Below are 19,840 nucleotides of genomic sequence, written 5' to 3'. Positions count from 1 at the left end.
TAATTAATGCTATTATTGTAATAGATGAATGTCATTTGGAAAAACGGAGGCCGCCCCGAATGTTTGTCCGAACATCCAATGAGCAAATGATGGATCTATTCACTCGTTGGTATAAAGAAATTCGATTACAGAATCTTCAAGAGGCCCATAAACTGAAGTATGACGTCGACGACCAATTGGATCTGATCAAGAAGGATGCCGTCCAGCTCAGTTTTTATTACTTATTGAACGTCCGGTATTACTTATTAATCGATAAACCGAACGAAGCCGAAAAAATAATGAAGCAATTTGAAGGGTTTTACAGGAAGAATGGAGAATTAATTAATTATTACTATCATTTTTTCAAAGCGCTCTTATTATCCAATCGGCGGAAATACGCGGAAGCCAAGGAGTATTATATAACCGCCGAATCGCTGCTCAAGTATGTGGAAGACGAATTAGAAGAAGCCGAATTTCACTATTCTTTGGCAAACTTTTACTACTACATCCGCCAGCCCTTGCTCGCTGTCCATTATGCGCTAAAAGCGAAAGAGGTTTTCGCGGAATACGACGATTACAAAATAAAAATTGCCGGCTGTGAAAACATCTTAGGGTTGTCGTACACGACCATTAAATATTTTGAAGAAGCGGAAGAACATTTTCTCTTGGCTTTGGACATCGTCCTCAAACACCAACATGAGCAGCTGGCTTTATTGGTTCGCTATAACTTGGGGCTGATGTACGCGGACCAACCCACCTTATCCAAGGTCGCCATCCGATACCTTCATGAAGTTTACGAAACGGGGTACCAATTACATAAATCCACCTATCTTTTGGCCCGCGAGTATTTTAAAATCGGTGACACTGAAACCGCCGACCGCTTTTTGCGGGAAGGCTTGAATATTTGTAGAGAAACCAACAACGAGGAATATTTACACCATCTCACAATCTTGGATAAGCTGAATCATGCGGCGAATGAAGAGGAATTGGAATCGGCAGTGAAAGAAGGCATGGCTTACTTCAACAAGGAAGGATTATTTGGCTTTGTTCAGGATTACGCTGAACAACTCGCCGCATACTTTCATGAAAAAGGGAAATATGACAAAAGCAGTCATTATTTCTATTTGGCTCACGAAGCCAAACAAAAACTTTTAGAAAAAGGAGCGTTAAAATGAAAAAGCTGGTTTTCGGATTTGTCGGTTTGGCCTTGGTCGCTGCGGTGCTCTTCGGTGGAGTCGCTTCGAACGCCAATAAAGCCGAATACGGTAAAACCGCCAACATCCAAACCTTCTTCAATGAACACGGGGAAACCTTCTAAACAGGCTGAAGCGAACTCCTAAACAAACAGCAAGTCGAACCGCATAAAAAGGATGGCCATTTCCCTAATCTTGATGGGGAAATGGCCATTCTTTTGCAGCGATGGAGCTATAAACTTCCTTGTTTCAATGTCGCCTTTTTCAAAAGGTTCTATGTCAATTGTTGGGGTGCACTTGATGTGAAGTGCACCTCTTTTATATGTATGAAAGTTAAATAAGTGAGCATAATACCTTATTTCTAAGTCGTTGAAAGTTGCGAATACCATAAGACATTCGTTTAATGACTTTAATTTTATTGTTAATCCCTTCTAAATAACCGTTAGTGTAGGGATAAATAAACGAATTGATGATTTCTTTCTCCCAGCTTTTAAAGGTTCGTTTCATGTACTGATATTCGTCCAGTCCTGATTCGTCAATCGCTTGATACAGTTGTTCTAAGTTCAACCTTACATTGCGTTCATTGCTTTGTGTCATCCATTTTTTAAAGACTTCTTTCACTTGGTAAGCTTTCTTTAAATCGGGGGACAACTCTAAATAATATTGCAGGAGCTCCTGTTCTCTTGTGGTTAACTTCTCTTTCGGTTTATGTAAGAGAAAACGTAACTTTTTCATCGATTTTCGATCTTTGTCTTGGAACGACTTTTGTACTCTCTTTCGTACTCGTTCAAGTGCCCAGAAGTTATGACGAGCATAATGGAATTTGTCCACGATGATAATTGGATTTTGAAAGAGTTGTTGAGCCAATATTTTATACGGCTGCCACATATCCATGACCACCATTTGAACACGATGAGTCGGTAAAGAACGAAAATAATCTTTTAGCGTGGACAACTTACGGTCTTGAATCACATCAAATACCTTGAAGCCTCGAGGGTCTCCGATGACACATTGATATTTTCCTTTTTCGGTTGTCCCCTTAAACTCATCAATGGCTAAAATTTGTGGTAATGAGTGGTTCTCATAAGTATAATAACGGTCAAACCATCGAATCACCGTTGAGTGTCCCAATCCAAGCTCTTTCGCCACTTCCTTAAAATTGGCCGTTCTCACTTTGATAAGAAGGGCTTGAAGGACACGTATCGTATGACGTTGATAGCGCTCTAAGAAGGGATATCGTTCATAGAAACGCTTTCCACAGGATGTACATTTATAGCGACGCTTTTTTAGAATGAGATACGTATACATTTCGCGAAATTTGACATCTCGAATCTTCTGCAGGCGATAATCATGAATAGATCTTGTCCTTTCCCCGCACTGAGGACAACTTTGATGACAAGGTTTGGTTTCGATAAAAATTTCTAGGTGCGTATCCGTTTCTACAATATTTGACACAATGACATTTTCTAATCCAATCAGTTTTGTGATACAATAGTCTTGCATTTACGAAGTCTCCTTTTAAATGAGGTTTGGTCACTTTCATTATAAAAGAGAGCACTTCGTAAATGCTTTTTTATTTTATAAAATTCTTTACCCCAACATTTAGTATAGAACCTTTCAAAACACGCCGACGAAACGGCGGGCGCGCCTTTATTTTTCCGTTAAATGGCGGCGCTTTTCTCTCGCAACGGTATAGTTGCCTTCATAGCGCGTACATCGGCGATGAGCGATCCAATACGTGATGTCAAAGAGGCGATCCAGAAAATAGCGGTCATGGGAGACGGCGATGACCGTTCCCGGATATTCCATCAAGGCTTCCTCGAACGCTTCCCTTGAGTCAATGTCCAGATGATTGGTCGGCTCGTCGAGGATGAGCAGATTGTGGCGTTGATGGACGAGCTGCGCCAGGCGGAGCCGCATCCGCTCACCGCCGCTGAGGTCTTTCACTTTCCGGAACACGGCATTCCCATAAAAGAGAAACCGGGCCAGGGTCATCCGGGCATCGCCTTCTGCCATCGGGACTTTGTCGCGAAACTCCTCTAAAACGGTCCTTTCCGGGTCGAGTTCGGCGGTATGTTGGGAAAGGTAGCCGATCGACAACCCGCTGCCCAATGCCACGCGGCCGCCATCCGCCGCTTCGGCGCCCATGATGATATTGAGCAACGTCGTTTTCCCGCTGCCGTTTGCGCCGACGATCGCCACGCGCTCTCGAAAGCGGACGTGCATGTTCACATCGGAAAAGAGCTCGCGATCGCCGAACCGCTTGCTCACGTCCTCCAGCACGACGACATCCTTGCCGCTGCGGCCATCCATGGAAAAATCAAGGCGAATCTTTTTCGGATCCATAATAGGCTTTTTTAACACTTCAATGCGGGCCAACGCCTTCTCCATGCTTTTCGCCCGGCGGTGCATGCCGGCATTCGGGGGATTGGCGCGGTTCGCCCATTCTTTTAAACGCTTGATCGTTTCTTTCATTTTTTTGATTTTCTTTTGCTGGTCTTGGTACTGTTGAAACTCGCGCAGGATGCGTTCTTCTTTTTCCTGAACGTAACGCGTGTAGTTGCCATGGTATACTTGAAGCGCCCCTTGTTCGAGCTCAAAAATTTTGGTGGCGACTTCATCCAAGAAATAGCGATCATGGGAAACGATGATCATTGTCCCGTGATAGCGGTTCAGAAAATCGGTTAGCCATTCGATGGCGGGCACGTCCAAATGGTTGGTCGGTTCATCCAGCAGCAGAAAATCGGGTTCTTTTAACAACAGTTTCGCCAGCCCGACTTTCGTTCTCTCGCCGCCGCTCAACTGCCCCCACTTTTTTTCAAGCAATGGCGCGATGTGCAGGCCGGTGGCGACGCGCTCGATTTTCGCCTCGATCTCATATCCGCCCTTTTGTTGAAACCGTTCTAGAAGCAGGCCATACTTTTGCAAATCGGCGTCCAGCGTCGACGGGGCCGGTACTTGGGCCAACCGTCGTTCCAGCGCCGCCATCTGCTGTTTTATATTTAAGAGGCCTTGAAAGGCGTCCAACAAGACCGCTCGGACGTCCCTATGTGCCTCCACGTCGGGCATTTGTTCCAGAAAACCGATCGAAAGGCCTTTTTTCCACGTCACAAGCCCTTGTCCCGGTGGGATGTGCCCGGCCATCAATTTTAAAAGCGAAGTTTTCCCTTCTCCGTTCCGTCCGATCAGGCCGATCCGCTCGCCTTGTTTGATTTCACACGATAAATCGTTAAATAGGGTATCGGCGCCGTAAGTTAACGTGACGCTTTGCAGACTGCATATAATCATGTCTATCTCTTCCTCCGTGCAGAAGAGACATCAAAAAAGGCGGACAGAGCCAAGCTCCGCCGCCTTGAAAGCACCATGTGGGGAGATGTCTCTTACTGGTTTTTTCTATGGACATGTGTAAAAAAGGGCATACGAATCCCGTTGAACACATGCCACGGAAAAAATGGCACGACGAATCCACAAATAGGTCATGAAGGCGGCCGTGCCGAAACCAGTTTGAGTCACCTTCCCCACCTCCGTTTCCATTCGTTATCTCAATTCTAATAAAGAAGAGAAACTCCGTCAATTTGATTTTTTCAGTCAGGCCGCCCTTTTCCTAATCCGATGATTCGGAACGAAAGAATGCCCCCGTTTGATTAAAACGGCGAAGGGATCGCGAGCGGATCGTCCGCTCATGCCGCACGGAATCCGTCCGTTGAAAGAAGGCCTGATGGCATCCGCCAGCCCCGAGCGGGCGCCATCATCCTCATTACGATGTGCTTTTATGCGCCTTTCATGTTCGAGCACCTCTTTCTGTGATGCCCCATGCCCCGCCGCCGCAACCGCCCCGGCGATCGCACCGAACCCATTCCTCTTGAAGCGGCGCATCGACGATCACTTTTTTTCCCGGATTTCTTCACGAATCTGCGCCACGAAATCCTGCACGCTTTTTGATCCGAGGTCCCCTTCGCCGCGTTTGCGGACGGCCGCCGTGCCGGAGGCCGCTTCTTTCCCGCCGAGCACCAGCATGTAAGGCACTTTCTGCAGCTGGGCTTCGCGAATTTTGTAACCCAGCTTTTCGTCGCGCCCGTCGATTTCCGTGCGAATGCCCGCGTCTTCCAGCGTGGTCTTCAGTTGAAGCGCGTAGTCCATGTAGTCAGCCGCTACCGGCAACAGCTTCACTTGCACCGGCGCCAGCCAGAGCGGAAACGCGCCGCCGTAATGTTCGGTCAAAATGCCGATGAACCGGTCAATGGAACCGTATACCGCCCGGTGAATGACGACCGGCCGGTATTTCAGATTGTCAGGGCCGATGTACGACAGGTCAAACTTCTCCGGCATCTGAAAATCGAGCTGGATCGTCGCGCACTGCCAGCTCCGCTTCAAGGCGTCAAAGATGTGAAAGTCGATTTTGGGGCCGTAGAAAGCGCCGTCCCCTTCGTTAATTTGATAGGCGATCCCCCGTCGTTCCAGCACGTTGCGGAGCGCGGTTTCCGCCTGGTTCCACAACGCTTCGGAGCCCATCGAATTTTCGGGGCGGGTCGACAGTTCAATTTTGTATTCAAAACCGAACACTTGGTAGGTCCGGTCGATCAACGCGATCACACGGCCGATTTCCTCTTCGATCTGGTCGGGCCGAACGAAGATGTGGGCGTCATCCTGGCAGAACGTGCGCACCCGCATCATGCCGTTCAAAGCCCCCGACAACTCGTGGCGGTGCACCTGACCGAACTCGGAAATCCGGATCGGCAGCTCGCGGTAAGAATGCAGGCTGTTTTTGAAAATCAGCATGTGCCCCGGACAGTTCATCGGTTTCAGCGCGAATTTCGTTTCATCGACGTCCGTAAAGTACATATTTTCATGGTAATGGTCCCAGTGGCCGGACTGTTCCCACAGCCGCTGATTCATCATAAACGGCGTGCGCACTTCTTCGTAATCCTGCCTTGTTTGCAGTTCGCGTAAGAAGTTTTCAAGCTCCAGCCGGATGACCATGCCCTTCGGCAAGTAGAACGGCATGCCCGGCGCTTCTTCGGAAAACATGAACAATTCGAGTTCTCTGCCCAGCTTGCGGTGATCGCGTTTTTTGGCTTCCTCAAGCAGACGCAAATGTTCATCGAGCTGGCTTTTTTTCGGAAAGGCCGTTCCGTAAATGCGCTGCAGCATCTTATTCTTCGAGTCCCCGCGCCAATAAGCGCCGGCCACGTTCAGCAGCTTGAACGCTTTGATGTGGCCGGTGGACGGCAGATGCGGGCCGCGGCAAAGGTCGACAAACTCGCCTTGTGCGTAAAGGGTCATGACCGCCTCTTCGGGCAAGTCGCGAATCAGTTCCAACTTGAATGGTTCTTCAAGCGCTTCAAACGTCCGAATCGCCTCTTCACGGCTGACGACACGGCGGACAATCGGCAGATCCTCTTGCGCGATCTTCTCCATCTCTCTTTCGATGGCTGCCAGGTCGTCGCTTGAGAGCGGCTGTTCCATATCGATGTCGTAGTAAAATCCGTCTTCGATGACCGGGCCGATGCCGAGCTTGACGGCCTTAGCTCCGTATAGGCGCTTCAGGGCTTGCGCCAGTAAATGCGCCGTGCTGTGCCGATAAACGGCCAAACCGTCTTCGCTGTCGAGCGTGACGATGTGAACCTGACAATCCGCTTCAATCGGGCGACTCAAATCGACCAATTCACCATTGATTTTTCCGGCGACCGCCTTTTTCTTTAAACTGGCACTGATGGACTCCGCCACTTGTTCAATCGTCGTGCCGCGCGCGAACTCCCGGACCGCGCCGTCGGGCAGCGTCACTTTAATAGCCATGCACATGCCTCCGTTCATTTGATCTTTATTTGAACAACAAAAAAACGCACCGCGTCCAAGGGACGAGTGCGTTCGGCTCGTGGTTCCACCCTCATTCGACCAAGCTTGCCGATCTCCGGCCAAAGGCCTTGACCTGTGGCAATGCCCGGTCCTCATTCCGCATCCGGTAACGGGGATGAAGCGGTGCCGTTTACTGCCGCGCCGAATGGAGCAACGGGTTCAACGCCACGGCTACAAAGGGGTAATTCCACATCCGGTGACTGAAGGAGCTTTCAGCCGGTGACTCCTCTCTCTGGACAGCCCGCGAAGGGAATCGTGTCTTTGGTCATCGCCTGATCTTTTGTTTGGTTCAAAATTATATATTTCCATTCTTTTCAGGTCAAGACCGCCATACCCGGGGATTGGAAATACCCTGCTCTTTTATGGCCATCGTCACCCGTACAACGGCTTTAGCATACGGTCTGACTCCCTTATCGTCCCGATTCCCTTTTCATTCGATCGACGAGACCGGCATACTTTTCGTGCCATTTTTCCCAATCGCCTCTGGGAAAGTCCATCTCGCGGCCATTCAATAACGCATTTAAAACATCCAGGCAGACATGCCAGCCCGACAAATCTTTGGCTGTATGGTCATTTAATGCGGGGAAAAACTCCTTCAGCACCAATAGGCAGCCCTCCGGCTTTGGATAGACTTCAAACCGAACACGGCCGTCGCCCCACGTGAACTCCAAGACCGAATGTTGGAGGAAATTGGTAATCGTTAAGTCAAAATTCGTCCCGTCCATCATGTCAAACGTTATGGAACCGCCTTTTCGAAGATCCTTGACTCGAAGATTGGGCATCCATTTCGGCAGCCGGTCATTCTCTGTTAAAGCGGCCCACACGTTCGCCGCGGAATGATGGAATACACGATCAAAGCGCGCGAGATATCCTTCTTCAACTTTTTCAATGACGGCTAACATCGGTTGTATCTCCCCATTTCCAATCTTGTTGTTCAAGTGCATCAAAGCGGTGTGGCAAGGTCTGGTTCGTTCGCTGAACGCCGCGTGCAAACGGCCAATCTCGCCCGCGGTTTCTTGGTGTGCACGATTCATCCGGCTTTATCCCGGATTCGGAGAGGCTTTTATACCCTTATAGTTTTGATCTTTCGTGCCGGATATTTACAGAATGGCCAAAAGAAACGCCCTAATCCCAGAGGGCTTTAGCTGAATAATAACCGGCCGATCGCCTCCCAATCTTTAACCCTTGTCATGCGTTTGTGACGGCATTCACGGTTATAAGGTTTATCGATCATCAATACATCTATACCGCTCTCTGCCAGTGCCAAGGCATCGACCGGATTGTCTTCAATAAATAACGTGATCTGATGGAGGGAGGCGCATTCGGCTTTTCTATTCGGATACTGTGACGCACAGAGAATCGCATCGATCGGCAAATGATGGCGTTCGACCCACTCCTTGACGGAACCCATCCATTCTTTGGGCCTTCCGGTCATTATGGACAATTTGGCTTCTGCGCTTAATTTGGCAAGGACTTCTTGGACATAGGGAAAGGGGTCTACGGCGTGCAGGATCTTTTGGTTTCTCGTAAAAAAGTCTACATATTCATCATAGGAATACCCGTACAACGTTGAAACGGCAAGGACTTCAATCTCTTCATAAATGACGGTTTGATGATGCAGCCGATTCAAGACTTGTACCATGGATTTCCGCATATCGACAAGCGTGTCATCAAAATCTAAGCCGATGTGTTTCAATCGGGTTTTCTCGCTATCTGCCCGGGCTGGCAAAGGAACTGACCTCCATCTATCGCCTCATCGCATATTATTCTTTTATATCACGCGCGACCATTCAACAGGCCTTCCTCTTGATTCCCAATAGGCGAAGTTTCATAGCCTTGGTGCCAAAACGGGAAAACATCAAAAAGGCCATGCGGCGTTCTCTGATCGCCTGAGCATGGGCAAAACTCTTCATCACACGAGAAGGAAAGCGCCAAGGGTTAATGCCATCTTACAATAAACGAAGCCATCCTGCACGGGTGATTGTAAAAAATTGGGGGACTGAACGAGTGGCCGAAAAGGTTCTGCTTTCAAGCGGCGCGGCTCCGCCAACCGCTCGGTGCCGGTCGTTGCGAACGAGAGAAGAAAAAGGCCGGTAAAACGGATCGCGGTATCGATCACAGATTGCCTAGGCGGAACGATTGGCCCGGCGCATAACCCTGAATAAGCGATCCCGCTCATCCCGGTTGAGCGCAGCCACGGTGTCCATTCCATTTTTATTGGTCATGCCATGGACGGTACACCGAGGTCGTTCGGGAACCGTGCTTCAGTCGGCCGGTTCATTTTAAGGGTTATGATCTTAGCTTAACAAAACACCATTATTTGGTACCCGCTTTCTGCTCGGCGTCTTTAAAGGACTGACTGTCGCTGATGATCGCGATCGCCGTTGAAATGTTTTGGCCCTTTTCATCCGTACATGATTCCAAATAAAAGATGCCGTTCCTCGGGGACAGAGCTTTACACTTATATTTTCCCGGAGGCAGGTTGTAGCCGCCATAATGATTATTGAAAACAATGGTGCCGCCGTCATAGCTTAAGTCATTCGTGTACGATTTTCCGTTTTTGTTAAAAATGGTCACTTTAAGATGGCTTTCCTGGCCATGGTTCATGGACTCTATGAAGGCAAAGGCTTTTTCGAGATTTTTCGTCTTCACCGCTCCTTGGGCAATCTCCTCGAATTGATCGCTCAAATGTTCGATCACGACATGGCCGTCTTTCGTAGCCCGGGCAACCGTATACCCCTCTTTAGGCCCCTTTGAATGGCCCGCTTGATCCGAACAAGCCGACGAAAAAAGCAACAGGAAACAAAGGCACAGGAGAAAATATCCGATCCTTTTCAATTTTGGCCCTCCCTCCATGAAAGGTCGTACTCCATACGATTTCGCGCTTTCAGGCACGGTGCGGATTGCCCAACAGGATCATAGGTGAAAACGCATCGTTGTTAGGGGGGAAAACATGGTTTTCGGAGTCGGTCATCTAATGTGAACGGCATCCGGCCGCGGCTTATGGCGGCGAACGCCACCCTTTTGGCCGTTCCCTTTTGGGTGCCCATGTCATTTACATGTTATCAATCATTTGGTAAGATGTAAACAAATTATTTTAATATTTTACCTTACATAAATTAAAAGAAAATAGGGGGCGGTTTTTATTCGCAGCGGTTACATCGTCTTGGAAAAATTCTTATGTATCGTCATCGGCTTGCTCCTGATCGGCTCGTCACCCTCGTTGTTCAACGGCATACACTTGGATTTCGCCAGTTATTTGAGCGCGTTGGCGGATCTCATGAAAAATTTGGCCAGCCCATGGCTTTTGACCTATAACGACCTAGGGACGACCCGGCCCCTTTTTCCCGCGATTTTAAGCCCGTGGCTTCATTCCTTGCTCACTTTATTTTTGTCTTTCATCATCGCCTGCTTGATCGCTTTGGTTTTAACGTATCTCACCCTGCTGCTTCCGGGGCGATTCATCAATGCCGTGCGCTTCGTTTTGTTTATTCTCGAAGCGATCCCCGATGTCGTGATATTAGCCGCCATGCAAATCGGCGTGATCTATATTTATCAAAAGACCCACTTGCTTTTATTTAATGTCGCCGCTTATAACGATCAACCGATTTTTCTGCCCGTTTTCGTTTTAAGCCTTTTGCCCGTCATCATGCTGTATCGAATGATGCTGATTGATTTCATAGAGGAAAGCGAAAAGCCTTATGTGGAATTGGCAAAGGGAAAAGGGATGCCGCCAAGAACGGTTTTGCTCGGGCACATCTTCCGAAACGCCTTGGTGCGGATCTTTTCGGAAACGAAGTATATCTTTTGGTTTATGCTATCGAACTTGCTCGTGATCGAGTATGTGTTTAACATCTTCGGGTTAACGAACTTTATGTTAAAGTACCCCTCCAACGTGACGTTCACGGTCGGCCTTTTATTGTTCTTTGTGCCGATTTTCCTCGTTTTGTCCGTCTGCCAGCTGGTCATCGCCAAAGTCACAAAAGAGAGGATGGATCTCGTTTGATCAAACGTTTGCTGAAGGATCCGCTTTTTATCGCAGGGTTTTCCATCATCTTGATCCTCCTTGTCGCCAGCTTTATTCTCACCAAAACGTTGCACGGGGACATCCCCCGGAAAATGCTGCTGTACGATAAGCACGGCAATTTGATCGATCAAGCGCCGCTCTCGCCGCTTCTCTATCCGCCGTTCGGCACGGACAGACAAGGCTACAGCTTGTTTTACAGGTTGATGATCGGCGCAAAATATACGATCGGCATTACCTTACTGATCGCCGGACTGCGGCTGATCCTTTCCTTACTTTTTGGGCTGATTTACGGCATTTATTTTACCCGGCTGAGCCGGTTTCTTCCCAAACTCATCGACGCCTTCAGTTACGTTCCGATGACCTTATTGGCTTACATCCTGTTGTCTCCGGTGATCATGGAAAACAGCGTCACCAGCCAGTTTCAATACAGCCCCGCGCAGCGGATCGGCTTCGAAATCGCCATCCTGACGGCGATCGCCATCCCTACGGCTTCTTTGTTTTTCGGCAATGAAACGCAATATATTTTAAATCAAGATTATATGGCCGGCGTGAAAATTTTGGGGGCTTCGAGATTCCATATTCTAAAAAGACATGTCCTGCCCCATTTGGCCCCGAAAATATGGGTTCATTTCGCCCAACAAATGATACAGGTGCTCGTCATCCTCATCCACTTGGGCCTCTTAAAATTGTTTTTCGGGGGGACGTTCGTCGCCAACGGCATCGGCGTTACGGAATACTCGTCCATGTCCGGCGAATGGTCAGGCCTTATCGGGAGCTCTTTCAACGAACTCACGACGACGCCGTGGATCCCTTTCGCCCCGCTCATCATGTTCACGATCACCCTCATCTCCATGCAGTTGATTTTAAGGGCGCTGCAATCCGCTGTTGAAAAGACGGGGCCATCGCCGCGGCGTAAAAAAGCGAACGTTCATATAAACAAAGAAACCCCCGCCATCCGCCCGAATGATTTCACCTTCTTGGGCTGAATGCGGGAGCGGGGGATTCGAAGGTTGAAAAAGCTTTCCAAGCTGTTTCTATTTTGCTCGGCTCTGGATACAGCCATATCAGGGCGTGAGAAAAAATCCTTCAGATTTCATCAAAACCTTCTTCTTATAAAAAAGAAACCGGTTGGGAAAAGTATTTTCTCGATACCGGTTTCTCTTTTATGTCATCTGTTGACTCTTTCATTCCAAATGTCGTGACTGTTTGAGCCTATGTTTGTTAGCGTCCACCACAACTTTTTCGTTAAGTGCCAAAAATGTCGTATACTTAAATTCCTTTATTTGGTTTGCAAAACTGCCTTCAAAAGCTCTATTGCACTTTCTTCTGTCGGATCATTTGTTCCCAGTTCACCACGGAAGGCTTTGGAAAGAATGGATTGTTTTATTTCTTCGATAATTGCATTTATGTTTACATAATCCTCTGCTTCAGTTTCCCTTTTTAGTAATAATTTAACAATTTTTACTATCTCTTTTTGCTCCTCTAAAGAAGGTAAAGGAACAATAATATGATTTACTATATTTGTATTTAAGTTAGGCTGTGCAGCACCTATTTTTAAAGCTCTCAACTTGTTTGTTTGAGTAAGTAGAAAGAAATACAAGTATTCTGTAGTAATATTTGTAAGTTCAACAAATGCTACAGATCCGTCATTTATACAGCCGGATATTTTTGTGATTTTTGGTACACCAAGAGTTGCGCCACTATTTGTTAATAATAATGTTCCTTTCTCTATATACCTACTTCTCTGAGCACCTTCTTCTGTTACATAAGCAGATACATTTTCTAAATACATTTCTTTATCTTTTGTAATTTCTGCAACAGTAATCCATGGAATATTACCACCAAAATATTTTGGGTCTCCTGCAGGTCGTGGAGAAGCCCCTCTCACGACTTCAGACACATTCCCTAAATAAACATACTTCCATTCTTTTGGTATTGGGGGAAGACCGTTTAATTCTTCTTTCTTAACCTCCCCAAAATAAACTGGTTTATTATATCTTACTTTTCTCTTCTCTACTTTTGCTAGTAAACATTCTTTATCGTACTTTTCCATTCGTATTTTTTGAATATTTTCTAAGTTAATCTCTTCAAGTGAATTAGTGAGTAATTTTTCTTTTCTCCATTTCTTCGTCAACTCTCCACGAAACGCCTTATTCAAAATCACTGACCGTCGAAGTTCAAACGACTCCCTAACTTCTTCAATCAACCGCTTCGCTTCATCAATTTTAGCAAAAAGTCGTTCAATCTTCCCAGCAATGCGTTTTTGCTCGTTTAAAGGTGATAATGGAAAAGGAAGTTCCTCCATAATTTTAGGAGAAACCCTAGGTAAATTTATTCCATTGCTATTTTCGTTTGCGTATTGTACAACGTATGGTAACCCTAAAAACATATCCAGAAGTTTATTTAATACTAAGTAATTACTACGAAACACAATAATGTCTGTTGAAGCGACTCCTTCAAAGTCAACATATGCATGTTTATTTAAGTAAGGACGTAACTTCCCGTATAAAACATCCCCTTTTTTGAATACAACTTTCTTACTTTTTACACCTTCCGTATTTCCTACTTCCGCAATACCTCCTCCTTTTAGTAAATGTTCTAATCCTATATAATTTTCTGTTCCTGTTGGTTGAACTTGTTCTTTTCCTTGTTCAAATATAGAATTTAATTTGACCCACACCCAATTCTCCGGCACTTTGTAGGGCTGTTCTTCTTCCGGCACTAAGGCTTCTTCTAGCAGTTCTTCCGTCGATTTTTGTTTTGTTTTGCTCATTTTTTTAGCACCTCAGATGTTTCGGCCACTTTCAGCATTTCCTTTGAAGGAGTTTGGTAGGTATAGGGTTGTTCAACAGCTTTTAATTCGGCGATGACTTCGTTTAATAAGGTAATGGCCATCTCTAACTTGGCCACGGCCTCTTCCGCAGAATCAATGGGATCCGGCAGGTTTTCGTAAATGGACAGCGATTCATCGGCAATTAAGCCGATATCCAAGCTGTCATCCTTTTTCGCAATTTCTTCTCGTGTAAACACATTCCAGCGCTCATCTTTGACTTGGCGGCGGTCTTCGGCTGTATAGGCCTTGATAAACCCTTCAAAATGTTCTCTCGTCAACGGATTCCGCTTACCGAAGGAAGGCATGTTTGTCCTTAAATCGTACACCCATACTTCTTTCGTATTGCCGACGTCCGTTTTTCCACGGGTGAAGAATAAGACGTTCGTTTTCACCCCTTGGGCATAGAAAATCCCTGTCGGCAAGCGTAAAATCGTATGCAAGTTGCATTTGTCCATTAAGTCGCGGCGAATGTCGGCGCCGACTCCGCCTTCAAACAAAACGTTATCAGGAAGAACAACCGCCGCACGGGCTTTGCCGTTTGCCTTGAGAGCGCGGTAAATATGCTGCAAGAAATTTAGCTGTTTGTTCGATGTCTTAAAGGTAAAGTCTGTACGCGTCGCTTGCTCGCCGCCTTTTTTCGTTCCAAACGGCGGATTCGTTAAAATCACGTCAAAATTCTTCTGATTTTCACCCAGTGATGAAAGAGTATCACCTAACAAAATTTCACCATGAATATCATGAAGCAACGCATTCATGACCGCTAAGCGATGTGTATCCCTGACTAGCTCAATTCCTGAGAAGGCCTTGTATTTTTGAAATTCGATTTCTTCTTGGGACAAGTCGAAATAGTCATCGGTTTGCTTCCGAACATGCCGGTCTGCCATGATCATAAAGCCAAAGGTTCCCGCGGCAGGGTCATGACAGCGTTCGCCCGGCTGCGGATTCACGAGTTCGACAATGACATCAATGAGAACGCGGGGCGTAAAATATTGCCCCGCTCCCGATTTGACTTCACTGGCGTTCTTTTCCAACAGTCCTTCGTACAAATCGCCTAATCCTTCTTGTTTTGCGTTATACCAATCCAGGTTATTGATGGATTGAATAATCTTTTCCAAATTCTTGGGCTCTCTAATATTCGATGTCGCGTCCGTATAAATTTGTTTTAATAATTCATTTTCCTCTTTCCCTAAATCAAGCAACAACTGTTGATAGTGCTCTTTTAACTCAATCCCGTCCCTTTCGACTAACGAATCCCAGCGATATTTTTCCGGAATGATATATTCCTGCCCGGTTTCTTTCATCATCTTTAAGAACAGCAAATATGTCAGCTCTGTCACATATTGATGATAAGTAATCCCGTCATCACGAAGGACGTTGCATAAATTCCATAGCTTCTGAACGATTTCTCTGTTGTTCATCTACGCCTGCTCCTTCTTGGGATGATAGTTGTATAAGTTGTAATTAATTTCCCGAACAATTTCAGGCAACTGCCCGTCGAATATTTTATTCAATTGCTTAAAGCCTCCGTGGCTTCTGAACGGCTCATATTCAAACGCTTTCTCCGGATCCGGATGAAGCACATATTCCTGCAATAATTGTTTTTCGATGCGTTCAAGCCATTTCTTTTGCACCGGCGGCCAGGCTTTCATTTGGTAAATTTTTTTCATGGCGTTTTTAATGCGGTCTTCATGGCTAATGAGCGGGTCGCCCAACGCCTGCTGGCGAATGAAGGCGATGATGTCTGCCGCGATGTCTTCGTTTTTCGCCTCCCGCCATGCCGCCTGCAAGTTTTTCTCGGAAAAACCTTTTTGATCCAATTCGAGCAGCAACTTTTTCAGTTCTTCTCTCGTAAGCTCGGTCGGACGTTGACAAACGATCATCAACGCCGGGATTTTGTTCATATTGTTGCGGATAAATTCGCCGAACGATTGCAAGTAGTCGTCTGGCTTTTCCGCGCTTCCGTATCCGCGTTTGACATCCACCAGCCGATCTTCATGTTTGGAAATATACTGTTTATTTTCCCGATAGCGATTTTCATCGATATAGCGGAACATCGACTTATACTCTTTTAATTGTACAGGTAATTCCTCCGGCTTCAAGGATTTAACCCAATTGATAAATTCTTCGACCGTTCTGCCGCCGGAGAGTATTTTAAAGTCTTGATGTTGCCTGTCGGACCATTTCCGCTTTTTCCGCTGGATTTTGGCAATGATTTGTTCTTTTTGATACTGAAGATGTTCCGTTTTTTCTAGTCCCTCCAATTCTTCGACTAATTGCGTCAGCGATATGTTCGGACGGGCGACGACCGGCCTCATGCTTGTATAAGGTTTTAGGGATTCATAGATCCCAACCGCATCGAAAATGTTAAAATGGTCTTTTTTGATTTCATCGCATCTTCTCGTTGCTCGTCCCAACATTTGTTCATACAAAATGCGCGAACGAACGCGCCGTAAGAAGACAAGATTCGTTATCGCCGGCACATCCACCCCCGTCGTCAGCAAATCCACCGTGACGGCAATCGTCGGATATTTTTCATTTTTAAACCGACGGATCGCAGCGGAAGGGTCTTTAATCGAACCGGTAATTTTCATCACCGCGTTGTCTTCGACTTCACCGTATAGTTTTTCAAACTCTTCTTTTAAAAGGCGAACGACTAAGTCGGCATGATCATCCGTGGCGGCAAAAATTAATGTTTTCCCTTCATCATCCGGAGAAATATATTTCGTCAATTCACGGATGATGACGCGATTGAAGCTTTCAGTAATCACTTTCGTATTAAATTGATCCACTTCAATTTTTACTTCATCTTCAAGGTACTCTTGAGAAACCGTTCCGGATACCGCATCATACACATCGACCGTTTCCCCCTTCGCCCACGTAATTCCTTCTTTTTTCAACACCGTTTCAAATTGATAAGGGGGTTCATGGTCGACTAAATAACCGTCTACTACCGCTTCCCGGTAAGAATACGTGAAGACAGGCGGGCCAAAAATTTCCGTCGTATGAAGCGCCGGCGTGGCCGTCAAACCGATGCGGACGGCATCAAAATAATCGAGCACTTTACGGTATTTGCTGACATAGTCTTGATGATCTCTAAATTGCAGTTCCACCTCATCCATTTCTTTATCCAACGTGTAACCGCGGTGGGCTTCGTCCACTATAATGCAGTCATATTGATCCACCGGCGGGATGTCTTCCGGACGATCGTTATAAAAAATACGCTTTAACATTCCTTGTACGGTAGCGATATGAACTTTCGTCTCGTCATCGGGTTTCTGATCGTATAGTGATTGTAAGTTATAAATTTCGGTGAATGTATGGAAACTTTCCATCTTGCTTTCCTTAAAGGCACTTTCCGCTTGCTCCGCCAGGGCTTTTCGGTCGACAAGGAATAAGATCCGATGAAATCGCTTGGCTTTGAGCAATCGATAAATGAGGCCAATCGCCATTCTCGTTTTCCCTGTCCCGGTCGCCATGGCGATCAATAGGCTGCGTCTTTTCTCTTCCAGCGCTTTTTCAACCGCCTGAATGGCCTTCACTTGATAGTCTCTTAATTTCAGATAATCAAATTTTTCATCACGCAAAATTTGTTCCGAACGTTCGATATCCTGTTCCAACAATTTTTTCAATCCGCGAGGCGTGTACCAGCCTTGCAGCGGGCGCGGATGGTTCGTCGATTTCCGTGCATCTAAAAACCAAATGCCCGATTTTTGTTCCAACTGTTTTAAATATGGCCTCCCGTTGGTCGCAAAGAGAAACGGAACAAAGTAATCGCCCCACGGTTCATGGATCACTTCGTCGCCATGACGAACAACTAATTTTGCATATTCTTTTGCTTGTTCAATGTCCGAAGGAATATCTTTGCTGGCGCGTTTCGCCTCAATGATCCCGACCAGTTCAAGGCCCATAAATAACGCATAATCGGCATAACCGTGTTTTAAAGGCCATTCCGCGATGGCCATGTTTCGCCCCTTTTCCGGACGAACGCCTTTGGAAAACCGTAATTTTTCAGTGTCCGCCTCCCATCCGGCATCGCGCAATTGTTGATCTATAAGAATACGGGTTTCTGCCTCCGTCAATTCAAAGTTAGCAACAGCGCGTTGAGAGAATTCACGCCGTTTTTGCTTTGCCTCACTGCTAATATGCAGTTGTTCTTTCCGTATCTTTTCAAGCTCTGTTTCCAATAGGGCCAGCTTTTCTTCGTAGGATTTAACGACATGATCCAATTCTTCTACTGATATAGAGGTTTGGGGTGCCGGTTCGATATACTCTGGAGCTTGAAATGACCAATCGCCATATACTTCCATAAACCAAACGGCGATGCGGAACGCCATATGTAATAAGGCTTTTGCTTCATTAACTTCCCCATAACTCGGATTATGTATCGCTTTATTTCCTTTTAACCGAATGACCGTAAATAAGTCATATATTTCTTTAGGAATGATTTGTTCGTAAAAAAGAACTTTCAGACGTTCATACTGATCCGTTCCACGTTCTTCCCGAATTTCTTCTAAAGCAAAAATATATTTTGTGATCGTTTCCGCAAATTTTCTTAACTCACTAATCGTTATGTTTGGATTTTGATAGACATTTCGTTCCGCCGTTTCCCCAACACGGGCGAGAATTTCCCACTTATCTTTTAGGAATTCGAAATTGCTCGATGCCAACGTCGATACCCCCACAACGATTCGATTTCCCCATAAGCAATCGCTCTACATACTCATTTTAATACAATTATTTCATTGAAAATAATCATGAATCTAAATAAACAATTCCATTTCATTATCTTTAAAAGAAAATCCCAACTTTTTATATAGCGGTATGCCATCATCAGATGCATGTAACCAAATGCGTTTTACCCCGATTTTTTTACATTCCTCAATGCAATTCTCTAACAATTTTCTTGCCAACCCCTGCCCCCGATATTGCGGAACCGTATACATATTCATTATATAAGCTTCAAGCCCCTTTAGATTATCCAAGTATGGAGGGCGTTTAAATAATACCATCCCGCTAACGCTTATAACCTTGTCATTTGATAAAGCCAAAAAGGAAATAAATTCATTGTTAGAAAGCGCTTCCTCTAAATATTTTCTAGTGGCTGTTGTGACACAAGCCTCCTCTTGTTCGGACTGCACTTCACCTAATTCTTTAAAAAGCTCCAAACGCAGTCTAATAATTTCTTCTATATCTTGAACGGTTGCTTTACGAATATTGAATTCAAAATTCATCATGAACCCGTTCCTTCCATCCACCCAATTAATATCCTGATATCAAGCGGAATTTTCAATCTATTCATTGATAAAAGTCACCATGTGCACTCTACTAAAAGCGGTAAACAAGACTCAATAGGAATAGATGCAGCGATGGTTCCCAACTAATAAGTTTATCCTGTTGGCCCTGATTCGAAAAGTGAGCTTTGTGGAAGATTTCGATTTCTTACAAAAAGACCACGTAGCCAAAGCAGAGGATCGTCAACAGATGGGTTTAACGTTTTGAACCCAGCGAACATCACAAGAATTTTTGAAATGAATTTAATCATGAAAAACTCAACTGACGATGAGAAGATAGCCGTTCGTTTCTAGTTGAGTCCGTAAAATTGTGTAAAAAGGAAATGTAAAAAGAGCCACGTTGCTTTCCCTTTGATAGAATGGACATTGACCAAAACAAAAAACAAAAAGGAGGAAAGCAACTATGGCTCAATACAATATTACAATAAGCGATGAAATCCTGCACGGGTTCTTGTCGCAAGATCAAGGACTGGCCAAACTGTTGGAACAGGTCTTGAATCAAATCCTTGAAGCCCAGTTAACGGATCAACTTGGCGCCGGCCGTTATGAGCGCACAGAGGAGCGAAAAGGCTATCGAAACGGGTCTTATCCCCGGCAATTGACGACTCGGGTGGGACGGTTGACCTTGCGCGTGCCGCGGACAAGGGATGGGGAGTTTTCC

General features: G+C 45.8%; 15 protein-coding genes. 5 read left to right on the top strand and 10 right to left on the bottom strand.

Annotated elements, in window-relative coordinates:
- Positions 1-59 precede the first annotated feature (59 nt).
- Together CCB157_RS05335 and CCB157_RS17550 are read left to right on the top strand one after the other, a co-directional pair.
- Positions 60-1,154: a response regulator aspartate phosphatase gene (locus CCB157_RS05335; protein WP_077614890.1), complete on the top strand. Its 1,095-nt coding sequence runs from the start codon at positions 60-62 to the stop codon at positions 1,152-1,154.
- Positions 1,151-1,297, top strand: a complete 147-nt coding sequence (locus CCB157_RS17550) for a hypothetical protein (RefSeq protein ID WP_158077218.1) — start codon at positions 1,151-1,153, stop codon at positions 1,295-1,297. Before CCB157_RS05335 ends, CCB157_RS17550 begins: the two co-directional genes overlap by 4 nt.
- A 208-nt stretch (positions 1,298-1,505) precedes the next feature.
- Here CCB157_RS17550 and CCB157_RS05330 read toward each other — a convergent pair whose 3' ends face one another.
- From CCB157_RS05330 to CCB157_RS05300, 6 genes are all read right to left on the bottom strand, one after another.
- Positions 1,506-2,675, bottom strand: a complete 1,170-nt coding sequence (locus CCB157_RS05330) for an ISL3 family transposase (RefSeq protein WP_077614889.1) — start codon at positions 2,673-2,675, stop codon at positions 1,506-1,508.
- Positions 2,676-2,822: 147 nt separating this feature from the next.
- Positions 2,823-4,460, bottom strand: coding sequence for a ribosomal protection-like ABC-F family protein (abc-f, locus tag CCB157_RS05325; protein WP_077614888.1), 1,638 nt, complete (start codon positions 4,458-4,460; stop codon positions 2,823-2,825).
- 594 nt (positions 4,461-5,054) lie between these two features.
- Positions 5,055-6,968: a threonine--tRNA ligase gene (gene thrS, locus CCB157_RS05315; RefSeq protein ID WP_077614886.1), complete on the bottom strand. Its 1,914-nt coding sequence runs from the start codon at positions 6,966-6,968 to the stop codon at positions 5,055-5,057.
- A 470-nt stretch (positions 6,969-7,438) separates the two neighbouring features.
- On the bottom strand, positions 7,439-8,062 hold the full coding sequence (locus tag CCB157_RS05310) for an SRPBCC family protein (RefSeq protein WP_369688661.1): 624 nt from the start codon (positions 8,060-8,062) through the stop codon (positions 7,439-7,441).
- Positions 8,063-8,169: 107 nt separating this feature from the next.
- Positions 8,170-8,757 (bottom strand): 5' nucleotidase, NT5C type, encoded by a 588-nt coding sequence (locus CCB157_RS05305; protein WP_077614884.1) that lies wholly within the window; start codon positions 8,755-8,757, stop codon positions 8,170-8,172.
- A 587-nt stretch (positions 8,758-9,344) separates the two neighbouring features.
- Positions 9,345-9,866 (bottom strand): hypothetical protein, encoded by a 522-nt coding sequence (locus CCB157_RS05300; protein ID WP_077614883.1) that lies wholly within the window; start codon positions 9,864-9,866, stop codon positions 9,345-9,347.
- A gap of 328 nt (positions 9,867-10,194) precedes the next feature.
- Here CCB157_RS05300 and CCB157_RS05295 point away from each other — a divergent pair, with 328 nt between their 5' ends.
- A complete protein-coding gene (locus tag CCB157_RS05295) occupies positions 10,195-11,034 on the top strand; it encodes an ABC transporter permease subunit (RefSeq protein WP_077614882.1) in 840 nt (279 codons plus the stop codon).
- Entirely contained in the window at positions 11,031-12,041 is a 1,011-nt protein-coding gene (locus CCB157_RS05290) for an ABC transporter permease (RefSeq protein WP_077614881.1), read from the top strand. The genes CCB157_RS05295 and CCB157_RS05290 overlap by 4 nt, the downstream gene beginning before the upstream one ends.
- Positions 12,042-12,334: 293 nt before the next feature.
- Here CCB157_RS05290 and CCB157_RS05285 read toward each other — a convergent pair whose 3' ends face one another.
- The 4 genes from CCB157_RS05285 to CCB157_RS05270 form a co-directional block, all read right to left on the bottom strand.
- Complete coding sequence (locus CCB157_RS05285; RefSeq protein ID WP_077614880.1) at positions 12,335-13,828, bottom strand: restriction endonuclease subunit S; 1,494 nt, start codon at positions 13,826-13,828, stop codon at positions 12,335-12,337.
- Positions 13,825-15,306, bottom strand: coding sequence for a class I SAM-dependent DNA methyltransferase (locus CCB157_RS05280; protein ID WP_077614879.1), 1,482 nt, complete (start codon positions 15,304-15,306; stop codon positions 13,825-13,827). Before CCB157_RS05280 ends, CCB157_RS05285 begins: the two co-directional genes overlap by 4 nt.
- Positions 15,307-18,555, bottom strand: coding sequence for a type I restriction-modification system endonuclease (gene hsdR / locus CCB157_RS05275; RefSeq protein ID WP_077614878.1), 3,249 nt, complete (start codon positions 18,553-18,555; stop codon positions 15,307-15,309).
- A 93-nt stretch (positions 18,556-18,648) separates the two neighbouring features.
- Positions 18,649-19,122 (bottom strand): GNAT family N-acetyltransferase, encoded by a 474-nt coding sequence (locus CCB157_RS05270; protein WP_238594603.1) that lies wholly within the window; start codon positions 19,120-19,122, stop codon positions 18,649-18,651.
- A gap of 460 nt (positions 19,123-19,582) precedes the next feature.
- On the opposite strand from CCB157_RS05270, the gene CCB157_RS05265 reads away from it, so the two are divergent.
- Positions 19,583-19,840 (top strand): transposase (locus CCB157_RS05265; RefSeq protein ID WP_193432262.1); only part of this gene is annotated, 258 nt, incomplete at its 3' end.

The organism is Caenibacillus caldisaponilyticus, assembly GCF_002003465.1.
In the GTDB taxonomy this organism is placed as follows: Bacteria; Bacillota; Bacilli; order Bacillales; family Sporolactobacillaceae; genus Caenibacillus; species Caenibacillus caldisaponilyticus.
The sequence above is the reverse complement of the archived record's forward strand: the minus strand, read 5'-3'. Positions and strand labels throughout refer to the sequence as shown.

Bases quoted from the DNA above. Each gene is read 5' to 3' on its own strand.
- CCB157_RS05270 (WP_238594603.1), bottom strand. From the start codon at position 19,122: ATGATGAATTTTGAATTCAATATTCGTAAAGCAACCGTTCAAGATATA.
- CCB157_RS05310 (WP_369688661.1), bottom strand. From the start codon at position 8,062: ATGAATCGTGCACACCAAGAAACCGCGGGCGAGATTGGCCGTTTGCAC.
- CCB157_RS05335 (WP_077614890.1), top strand. From the start codon at position 60: ATGTTTGTCCGAACATCCAATGAGCAAATGATGGATCTATTCACTCGT.
- CCB157_RS05280 (WP_077614879.1), bottom strand. From the start codon at position 15,306: ATGAACAACAGAGAAATCGTTCAGAAGCTATGGAATTTATGCAACGTC.
- abc-f (WP_077614888.1), bottom strand. From the start codon at position 4,460: ATGATTATATGCAGTCTGCAAAGCGTCACGTTAACTTACGGCGCCGAT.
- thrS (WP_077614886.1), bottom strand. From the start codon at position 6,968: ATGGCTATTAAAGTGACGCTGCCCGACGGCGCGGTCCGGGAGTTCGCG.
- CCB157_RS17550 (WP_158077218.1), top strand. From the start codon at position 1,151: ATGAAAAAGCTGGTTTTCGGATTTGTCGGTTTGGCCTTGGTCGCTGCG.
- CCB157_RS05285 (WP_077614880.1), bottom strand. From the start codon at position 13,828: ATGAGCAAAACAAAACAAAAATCGACGGAAGAACTGCTAGAAGAAGCC.
- CCB157_RS05330 (WP_077614889.1), bottom strand. From the start codon at position 2,675: ATGCAAGACTATTGTATCACAAAACTGATTGGATTAGAAAATGTCATT.